Annotated in this window: 1 protein-coding gene; it reads right to left on the bottom strand. The window is 66.8% G+C overall.

What is annotated here, in order from left to right; all coding sequences use genetic code 11:
- Positions 1-24 precede the first annotated feature (24 nt).
- Positions 25-10,845 (bottom strand): type I polyketide synthase, encoded by a 10,821-nt coding sequence (locus tag ACFXKN_RS04225; RefSeq protein WP_379432343.1) that lies wholly within the window; start codon positions 10,843-10,845, stop codon positions 25-27.
- Between the last annotated feature and the right edge of the window lie 2 nt (positions 10,846-10,847).

Below are 10,847 nucleotides of genomic sequence, written 5' to 3'. Positions count from 1 at the left end.
TCCCTTCGATGGCTGGAGCGACGGTCACTGACCGCTGCGGCCGAGTTGCTTGTCGATGAATTCGAAAATGTCCGACGTAGAGGCGGATTCGAGCTGGTCCGCTGATGATTCCCCGGCAGTTCGAGTGTTCGAGAACCGCGCCAGCAGTGTTTGCAGGCGCAGCCGGACTGCGGCGGAGTCTTCTTCGTCGAGCTCCGTCTCGGCGATCCCGAGTTCGAGTCGGTCCAGATCGTCCAATACCGGCGACTGGCTCCGCTCGTCCGGCGCGAGCTGTTCGAGAACGAAGTCCGCCAACTCCTCGGGCGTCGGCTGATCGAACACCAGTGTCACCGGTACGCGAACACCGGTCGCCGTAGAGATGCGGTTGCGTAGTTCGACGGCCGTGAGCGAATCGAACCCCTGCTCGAGGAACGGGCGCCCCTTCTCGACCCCGGTGAGATCCTGATGTCCCAGCACCGCTCCTGCCTCGGTCCTGACGAGGGTCAGAACGATCTCCCGCTGAGCACTACGGCTCCGGCCCACCAGCTGTTCGGCCAGCGGTTCCACCGAGGTCGCGGTCACCGTCGCACGACCGACCGGTGCTCGGACCAACCCACGCAGCAGCGGCGGTACCGAGTCCAGTGATCGAAGGCGCACATAGTCGAACGTGGTCGCGACGGGAGTGGGCTCGGTACGCGAGACCGCGGCGTCGAAGAGCTGCAGACCGTCCGCATCCAGAAGCGGAACGAATCCGTCCCGCACGAACCGCTCCAGATCGCTTTCCTGCGCGGCCGCACCCCGCGCGTGGCTCCACGGCCCCCACGAGATGGACGTCGCGGGCAGCCCCGACGCCGCCCGAAAGCGCGCCAACCCGTCGAGGACTCCCGTCACCGCGCCATGATTCGCCTGGCCTGGTCCGCCGAACACCCCGGTCACGGCGGAGAAGAGCACGAACGCCGACAGGTTGGTGGAACGCGTGAGGTCGTGGAGATTCCACGCTGCATCGACTCCAGGACGAAGTACCTCGTTCAACTTCTCCGGCGACAGCGAGGTCACGGTGGCATTGGCCAGAACGCCCGCTGCGTGCACGACGGCCTCGAGCGGTCGGTCGTCGGGTATCGCTTCGATGACACCCGCGAGCGCGCGACGATCGGACACGTCGCACGCGACGATCGTGACGCTCGCACCCAGTTCGGTGAGTTCGAGCTCCAACGGCAACGCACGATCGGCGTCTGTGCCGGATCTGCTCAACAGCAACAGGTTTCGAATTCCGTGTTCTGCGACGAGATGCCGCGCAATCCTCGAACCGAGCGCACCGGTGCCTCCGGTGACGAGCACCGTCCCGTCCTTGTTCCATCCTGCGGGGCCGGAATTCTCCGGCTCCGTGGTCTCTCGCACCAACCTCGGAGTGAAGACCTGGGACCCGTGGAGCCGAAGACGATCCTCGCCAGACATGGCCAGACTGCCGAGAACTGCTTCGGACACCTCGTCCTCGCGGTCGACCAGGACGATTCGGCCCGGGTTCTCCGACTGGGCCGAACGCAGAAGCCCTGCGACCGCCGCAGACGCGATGTTCCGCGGGTCGGCGTTTTCCTCGCGATGAGCGCCGCGGGTGACCACGACCAGCGTGGCGCCACTCGTCCTGCCGTCCGCGAGGAACTCCGCAGCGACGCCCAGAACCGCACCGGTCAGGCTACGCACCGCTTCGGGGATCGCCGGGGAATCGAGCCGCGGTACCGTCAGCAGCACCGCGTCGACCCGAGATCCATCGGCGATCGCACGACCGAGCTCGTCGGCGCTACCGTAGGTTTCGCCGAAAACGGTGTCGTCGAACACCACCGATTCGGCGGGGCCGACATCGACTCCGCCGAGAGTGGCCCAGGCCACCTCACGTCCGTCGCCAGAGATCGCGGTCTCGGTCCATTCGAGTCGGAGCAGCGAGTCACGCACGTAGCGCTTGGGTACAGGAAACGCGGATGCGGACAGCCGCGTCACTCCGAGCGAGGCCACATCGACGACCGGCGTCCCGTCGAGCCCCGCGAGGTGCAGTGACCATCCCGCGCTGTCCGACCTGTCGAGGCGCACGCGCACGGCATTCGCCTCGACGGCGTGCAGGCGAATTCCACCGGCCAGCGACACCAACGTGACACCGTCTCCGTCCGGCTCGCCTTCCACCACGGTTGCCAGAAGACCGGCTGCTTCCCACAGGGCCGGATGCACTCCGAAACCTGTCGTATCCGTCCCGGGGGGAAGTCGCAGTTCCGCTGTGATCGTGTCCCCGTCACGCCTGACCTCGCCGACGTCCACCCCTCCCAGTTCCGGATCCTGCCCGTGCGCGAGCAGTAGTCGTCTGACCTCGCTCGCTCCGATCAGCCTGCCGGGCCCTGGCACAGGGGCGGGTTCAGCCACACGGGTGTCGTCGTCGGACTGGGCGAGTATCCCCTCGGCGTGCAGGGTCCATGCGTCGTCGAGATCGGGCGAACCGGCGTGGATCCGGACTGCGCGGCGGCCATGTTCGACTGCCGCCACGGTGACCTGCAGCGACAGCGGGCGGTCGACCGGGAGCACGAGCGGCACGTGCAACGCGAACTTCTCCAGGACCGGATACTCGACCTCGCGTGCCGCTCTGAGCGCGAGATCGATGAACGCGCTGGTCGGTACCAGAGGCGCACCGACAACCGGATTGCGCCCGAGCCAAGAGTGCTCGCCGGGTCGAATCGTTCCCGTCAGCAGAAGGCCTCCCGCGGCAGCGAGGGGCACCGTCGCGTCGAGCAGCGGATGTCCGATGTCCGACGCCTCCGTGCGCGGCGGATGATCGTCTTCCGGAACGTCCAACCAGTAGCGCTCGCCCAGGAAGGAATACGTGGGCAGATGCGGTCGCGTCTGCCCTTCGGCGCGGCCGAGAACGGCACTCCAGTCGATCGCGACACCGGCGAATCGGAGTCGCCCGATCGCTTCGACGAGAACGTCCACCTCCGAACGGTCTCCACCGCGAAGTGCCGCCCATGCAACCCGGTCGGAATCGAGATTCTCTCCGATCTGCGCGGTCAGCACCGCACCCGGACCGACCTCGACGAAGGTGGTGACGCCAAAGTCGGATGCGGCCCGTGCACCGTCGGCGAATCGAACGGTGTCCCTGAGGTTGCGCACCCAGTACGCCGGATCGGTCACCTGCCCGGGTTCCACTCGTGCACCGGTGACCGTCGACACGAACGCGACAGAAGGTTCACTGTAGGCGACGCCGGCCGCCGCACCTTCGAAATCCGCGAGCACGGCATCCATCGACGGCGAATGGAAAGCGTGACTGACATTGAGCCGACGCACCTTCGTCCCTCGCTTCTCGAACGAGGCCGCCACTGCCAGCACCGAGGACTCCGTACCGGAGATGACCACGGACTCCGGCCCGTTCACGGCAGCGATTCCGATCGAATCGTGATAACCGATCAGGGCTTCGCTGACCTCGTGCTCTGTCGCACGTAGCGACACCATTGCCCCTCCGGGCGGAAGTGCCTGCATGAGTCGGCCTCGGGCCACGACCAGGCGAGCCGCGTCCGCCAGTGAGAGGACTCCGGCGACATGCGCGGCGGCCAACTCTCCGATTGAATGGCCGATCACCACGTCGGGTACCACGCCCCAGCTGATGAGAGTGCGGGACAGCGCGGTCTCGATGGCGAACAATGCCGGCTGCGCGTACTCGGTTCGGTCGATGAGTTCGCCGTCACCGAAGACGATGTCGCGAACGGGCGTGGCGAGGTGCTCGTCGAGTGCCGCGGCCACATTGTCGAACGCCTCGGCGAATTCGGGCAGGTGCTCGTACAGTTCCTTCCCCATGCCTGCCCGTTGAGCACCCTGACCGGTGAACAGGAAGGCCAAGCGTCCCTTCGTGCGCGGGGTCACGACGGCTCCACCGCCGACCAGCGCGTTCAGGTTCGCCGCCAGAGACTCGGTGTCCCGGCCGACCACCACCGCTCCGTGGTCGAGAACCCCTCGTGTGGATACCAGCGCATGTGCCACGTCGACCGTGTCCACGTGCTCACTCCTCCGAACGAACTCGAGGAGCCGGTCTGCCTGTCGCCGAACAGCTTCGGGCGTGTTTCCGCTGACGATCCAGGGCACGACGCGGTCGGAAGGTCCGGTCTCGACCGATTCTGCGTCGTCGAACGACGGCGGCTCCTCGATGATCGCGTGGACATTGGTGCCGCTGACCCCGAACGAGGACACTGCGGCTCGGCGCGGACCCGCTCCTCGGATCCAGGGCCGCGCTTCCGTCAGAAGCGCCAGGTCGCCGTACGCCCAGTCGACGTACGGGGTCGGCTCGTCGATGTGGAGAGACGCGGGAGCCACCCCGTGACGCATCGCTTGGACCATCTTGATGACACCGCCGACACCCGCTGCGGCCTGGCTGTGGCCAATGTTGGACTTGAGCGAACCGAGCCATGCAGGCGACCCCTCCGGCCTACCCTGCCCGTACGTGGCGAGCAGAGCCTGCGCTTCGATCGGGTCACCAAGTCGTGTGCCCGTTCCGTGCGCCTCGATCACCTGGACATCCGAGGCCACGAGACCCGCGTCTGCGAGCGCGGCCCGGATGACACGTTCCTGCGACGGCCCGTTCGGGGCTGTGAGCCCGTTGGAGGCACCGTCCTGGTTGACGGCTGATCCGCGGACGACTGCCAGGACCTCGTGCCCGTTGCGGCGGGCATCGGACAATCGCTCCAGCACGAGTGTTCCGACGCCTTCCGCCCACCCTGTACCGTCGGCGGCCGCGGCGAACGACTTGCATCGACCATCCGTCGCTAGACCCCGTTGGCGAGAGAATTCGACGAACGTGTTGGGGGTGGACATGACGGTCACGCCACCTGCGATCGCCAGGTCCGATTCTCCGGACCTCAGTGAGCGGCTCGCCAGGTGGATTGCCACGAGCGAGGACGAGCACGCCGTGTCTACCGTCATCGCCGGGCCTTCCAACCCGAACGTGTACGCGATCCGCCCCGACGCGATGCTGCCCGCACTTCCGTTCCCGAGATATCCCTCGAGTTCCTCCGGGATCCTCCGGACACGGGTCGCGTAGTCGTGGTACATCATTCCGACGAACACACCGGTCCGGCTTCCCCTGACCGATTGCGGATCGATCCCCGCGTTCTCGAACGCTTCCCACGTGTTCTCGAGCAGAATTCTCTGCTGCGGATCCATGGACAGTGCCTCTCGGGGCGAGATGCCGAATAAGGCAGGATCGAAATTCGCCGCATCGTGGAGGAATCCCCCGTGCCGCGTGTACGAGGTACCCGAACGCTCGGGGTCGGGATCGTAGATCGCGTCGCCGTCCCAGCCTCGATCGGTCGGGAACGGCGTGATGCCATCACGCCCGGACTCGACGAGTTCCCACAGCTCGTCGGGGTTGGTCACGTCGCCCGGATAGCGACATGCCATTCCGACGATCACGATCGGGTCGTCCTGCCCGGCCCGACGCTCGTCCGAGGCCGTGCTCGCCGACTCGCCGTCGGTCACATCGACCGTCACCTCCGGGGCACTGACCTCTGCCGCGGACCCGGGCAGCGAATCGCCGAGCCGGTCGTATATGTGGTCGGCCAGCACGGCGGGCGTCGGATAGTCGAAAATCATTGTCGCGGGCAGCCTGATCCCACTCCGCTGCGTCAGGCGGTTGCGCAGTTCGACTCCGGTGAGCGAGTCGTAGCCAAGCTCGAGGAACTGGTGGTCGACGTCCACCGCATCGGCGGTGCGGTAGCCGAGAATCTCCGCGACCTCGCGGCGGACGACATCGACGACGAACCTCCGCCGCTCCGGAGCCGCCACCTGGATAATCTCGTCGGAAAGGGTCGGTGTCACGCCACCGGCGTCTCCGACCGTGCGACGTGACGGGCTTCGCACGAGTCCACGCAGCAGCCACGGCACCTGCCGACCGGCACGGACTGCACCGAGGTCCAAGGGCGCGGCCACCAGAGCCGGGCCAGATGCTCGAACCGCGGCGTCGAACAGCTCCATCCCCGATTCGTCGGCGATCGGCAGATAGCCCTCGCGTGCGAGGCGGCGGAGGTCGATGTCTTCCAGGTGCCCTGCCATGCCGTCCGCATGTTTCCAGAGTCCCCAGGCGATCGAACGTGCCGGCAATCCGCTCGATGATCGGACGTGTGCCAGCGCGTCCAGAAAGGCGTTCGCGGCGGCGTAGTTCGCTTGACCGGCGCTACCGAAAGTTCCCGCAGCCGAAGAGAACAGTATGAAATGCGTGAGGTCGGCTCCGAGCGTCGCCTGATGCAGATTCCATGCGGCATCGACCTTTGGGCGCAGCACTGCCGCGGTCGACTCCGGCGTGAGCGTGGCGATCGTCCCGTCGCGCACCACGCCCGCGGTGTGCACGACGGCAGTCAGCGGATGTTCGGCCGGGATCGACGCGAGAGTGCGCTGAAGTGCGTCGACGTCCGCGATATCGCACGCGGCAACCGTGACGTCGACACCGGTGGTGCGCAGTTCGTCCACGAGCTCACTCGCGCCCTCGGCCGCGGGTCCTCTGCGGCTGGTGAGGAGAAGATGCCGAACTCCGTGCTCGGCCACGAGGTGACGCGCGACCAGTGATCCGAGGGCACCTGTTCCCCCCGTGACGAGCACCGTCCCGTCTGGATTCCAGTCCTGACCCGTCTCGTCCGGCGCGATTTCCTCACGCGAAATCCTCGGGGCCAGAATGGACTTCCCGCGTGCCGCAGCCTGCGGCTCACCGGAACTCAGCACGATTTTCACAGCCTCGCGCAACGCACCGGCGTCGTCCAACGTGGCGCGGTCCGCATCAAGAACGACCAGTCGATCAGGTTGTTCGAGCTGCGCCGCACGAAGCAGCCCCCACAGCGCCGCTCCCGGCAGATCCACGACAGCTTCGCCCCCGGTCACCTCGGCGCTCTCCGTCACCACAGCGCTCTCGGTCACCACCACGAGACGGGCGTCTGCGAAACGTGCATCCGCAAGCCATCTCTGGACTACAGCGAGCGTGTCGTTCACTGCATGACGGGTAACAGACACCGGCTCCGCATTCGCGACATCTGTATGCGGCTGTGTAACGACCGCATGGACGGTCTCGCCCTCCGCAATCGCTGCTGCCACCGCGTCGAGATCGTGATAGTTGTCGGCGAATGCGCCGGTGTCGCTACCGATGCCGACCACATGGTCACCGACGGGGCCGTCGGCGGGCCGAGATATCGGGGTCCAGTCGACGCAGAACAACGCATCGTCGTACGTACGGCGCGCAGCTCCGATCTGGTCGGTGGAGATCTCCCGCAAGACCAGCGCAGCGACGTGGGCGACGGGGCGACCGATCTCGTCGGCCAACCACAATGCCACCGAATCCATGCCGCTCGGAACGAGCTTGACGCGCACCATGGATGCGCCGGTCGAATAGAGCCGGACGCCGCGCCACTCGAACGGCGCACGTGTACCACGATCTGCGGTGTCGTTTCCCGCGGAATAGACCACGGTGTGCAGAGCGGTGTCGAGCAGGGCCGGATGCAGGCCGAACCCCTCTGCTTCACCACCTTCGGGCAGGCGGGCCTCGGCGTACAGCTCGTCGCCGAGCCGCCAGACCCTCTCCATACCTTGGAATGTCGGACCGTAGTCGTAACCCTGGGACGTCAGAAGGTCGTACAGACCATCGACCGGCACTTCCTCCGCCCCTGCCGGCGGCCACGAACTCAGGTCGAAGCTCGGCGGCGCGTCGGACGGGGCGAGGAAGCCGCTGCCATGCACGGTCCACTCACCGTTCGAAGCGGCAGGACGGGAGTAGATGCCGACCTCACGCCGCTCTGTGGCGTTGAGGGCACCGACGCGGACCTGGACCTGAACTCCTCCCTCTCGCGGCACCACCAGCGGCGCCTGCACGACGAGCTCGTCCAGAACCGGGCAGTCCACGCTGTCGCCTGCTCGGATGGCGAGCTCCACCAGCGCGGTGCCGGGTACCAGGACTGCTCCGAGGACGACATGGTCCGCCAGCCAGCGGTGCGTTGCCAGTGAGAGCCGACCGGTGAGAACGTGCGAATCCGACCCCCCGAGGTCGATGGATGCTCCGAGCAGCGGATGATCCGCGGCAGCGAGACCGAGGCCTGCGGCATCGGCAGAGATCGCACCTGGATCCAGCCAGTACCGCGAACTCTGAAAGGCGTACGTCGGCAGGTCGGTGCGCCGCCCGGCACCACCCTGGAAGAAGCTGTCCCAGTCGACCTTCACGCCGCGATCGTGCAGCCGCGCGAGCGCCGATACGGCGCTGACCGCTTCGGAAACGTTCGCGCGCAACATCGGTGCGAACAGTTGGGTGTCTTCCTCCTCCGAATCGTCCTGCGCCTGGGCAAGCGCTGACAGGACACCGTCCGGACCGAGCTCGACGAATCCGCGTGTGCCAGCCGCTCGGGCTGCGGCGACTCCGTCCGCGAATCGGACCGCATCGCGGACGTGCCGCACCCAGTAGTCGGGTGTACACAACTGGTCGCCTCCCGCCACTTCGCCCGTCAGGTTCGAGACGATCGGAATCGTCGGCTCGTGATAGGTGATCGTGGCGGCGACTGCGCGGAACTCCTCGAGCATCCCGTCCATGGACGGGGAATGGAACGCGTGGCTGGTTGTGAGCTTCTTGGTCTTCCGACCGCGGCCCGACAACTCCGCCGCGACGGCGTCCACGACCCCCTCGTCACCGGAGATCACCACCGAGGTCGTCGCGTTGACGGCGGCGATGGCCGCTCGGTCCGAGTACTCGGCGAGGAGTGGGGCCACCTCGTCCTCGCGTGCCTGCAGAGCGACCATCGCTCCGCCCGGGGGAAGTGCTTGCATTCCCTCGGCACGCGCGGCAACGAGTCGTGCGGCATCCGACAGGTCGAAGACCCCGGCAACGTGAGCGGCAACTAGCTCCCCGATGGAATGACCGAGCAGGATGTCAGGGCGAACTCCCCATTCCTCGAGCTGCCGGAACAGTCCGACCTCGATCGCAAACAAGGCTGGCTGCGCCCACTCGGTACGATCGATCGACTCCGCGTCGGCACTGTCGCGCTCCGCGAAGACGATCTCGCCGAGCGGGCGCGCGAGATGCGGACGGAAGGCGTCGGCCACGGCGTCGAACTCGCGCGCGAAGGTGGGGAACGCCGCATACAGCTCACGCCCCATCCCCGCCCGCTGACTCCCCTGGCCGGTGAGAAGGAAAGCGAGCTTCCCCGGCCTCCTGGACGAGTCCGTGGCATTCGTTCGTCCCGACGCGATCGCGGCGAGATCCGCTCGCACCGAATCGGTACCGTCGAACAGCACGGCACGACGATGCGCGAGCGCCGCACGTCCGGTCGCCAGCGTGTATGCGATGTCCACCTCGCGCCGGGCCCCGGCATCGAGATGCTCCGACAGCCGAGCGGCTTGCTCGCGCAGCGCGGCGGGAGACGACGCCGACAACAACCACGGAACGACGGGAAGCGCTCGGGAGGGCTCGTCGTGTTCGGGCTCGGGCTCCGTCGCCGCCTCGAGAATGACGTGTACGTTCGTCCCGCTGACGCCGAACGCCGACACGGCAGCACGGCGTGGAGAATCCGACGCCGGCCACGCCCGCGGCTCGGTCAGGAGCTCGACGGCACCGGCTGACCAGTCGACGTGGGGGCTGGGCGCGTCGATGTGCAGTGTCTTCGGCATCACTCCGTGCCGCAGCGCCATGACCGTCTTGATGACACCGCCGACTCCCGCGGCAGCCTGGGTGTGACCGATGTTGGACTTGAGCGACCCCAGATACGCGACGCTTCCGTCGACACGGCCCCTGCCGTACGTCGCGAGGAGCGCCTGGGCCTCGATGGGGTCGCCCAGCCGAGTTCCGGTGCCATGCGCCTCGATGAGGTCGATGTCGTTCACCGTCAGCTTGGCATCGGACAACGCCTTTCTGATGACACGCTGCTGCGACGGACCGTTCGGTGCCGCGAGCCCGTTCGACGCGCCGTCCTGATTGACCGCGGATCCCCTGATGACGGCGAGTACTTCGTGCCCATGACGACGCGCGTCGGAAAGGCGTTCCACCAGTACCAATCCGACGCCCTCCGCCCACCCTGTTCCATCGGCGGCAGCAGCGAACGACTTGCAGAGACCATCGGCGGACAGCCCGCGCTGCCGGGAGAACTCGATGAACGTTCCGGGTACCGGCATCACGAGAACACCGCCACTGAGCGCCAACGAGCACTCACCGTTCCGGAGCGCTTGCACCGCCAGATGAAGGGAGGTGAGAGATGACGAGCACGCGGTGTCCACCGTCACGGCCGGACCTTCGAAGCCGTAGAAGTAGGACAGTCGCCCTGACAGGACACTCGGCGAATTTCCGGTCAGGAGATATCCTTCGACCTCATCGGTCGATTCGTGAAGGCGCGGACCGTACCCCTGTGAGCCGCCACCGATGAATACTCCCGTGTCCCCGCCGCGCAGTGGCGTCGGGTCGATACCGGCGCGCTCGAACACTTCCCACGACGTCTCGAGAAGAAGTCGCTGCTGTGGGTCCATCGCGAGCGCCTCGCGGGGCGATATCCCGAAGAACTCGGCGTCGAAGTTGGCCGCATCGTAGAGAAACCCGCCCTGGTTGGTATACGACGTGCCATTGCGGTCGGGATCGGGATCGTAGAGGTTCTCCAGATCCCAACCTCGATCCTCGGGAAAGTCGGATGCAACGCTGCGACCCTCGGTCACCAAGTCCCACAGGTCCTCGGGAGACCGAACGCCTCCCGGGTAGCGGCAGCCCATCGACACGATCGCGATCGGCTCCTCGGCTGCCTCCTGGTAGTCACGAAGGCGCTTCTCCGCCGATCTGGAGTCGGCGATCGCCTGGCGTAGGTAGCCGCGGAGCTTCTGCTCGTTGTTCATGT

Origin of the sequence: Nocardia sp. NPDC059195, from assembly GCF_042754695.1 — a bacterium.
Taxonomy (GTDB): domain Bacteria; phylum Actinomycetota; class Actinomycetes; order Mycobacteriales; family Mycobacteriaceae; genus Nocardia.
This window is presented reverse-complemented; position numbering and strand designations above follow the sequence as displayed.

What these genes read in the sequence shown, in the direction of transcription:
- ACFXKN_RS04225 (WP_379432343.1), bottom strand. Translation starts at nt 10,845, where the DNA reads ATGAACAACGAGCAGAAGCTCCGCGGCTACCTACGCCAGGCGATCGCC.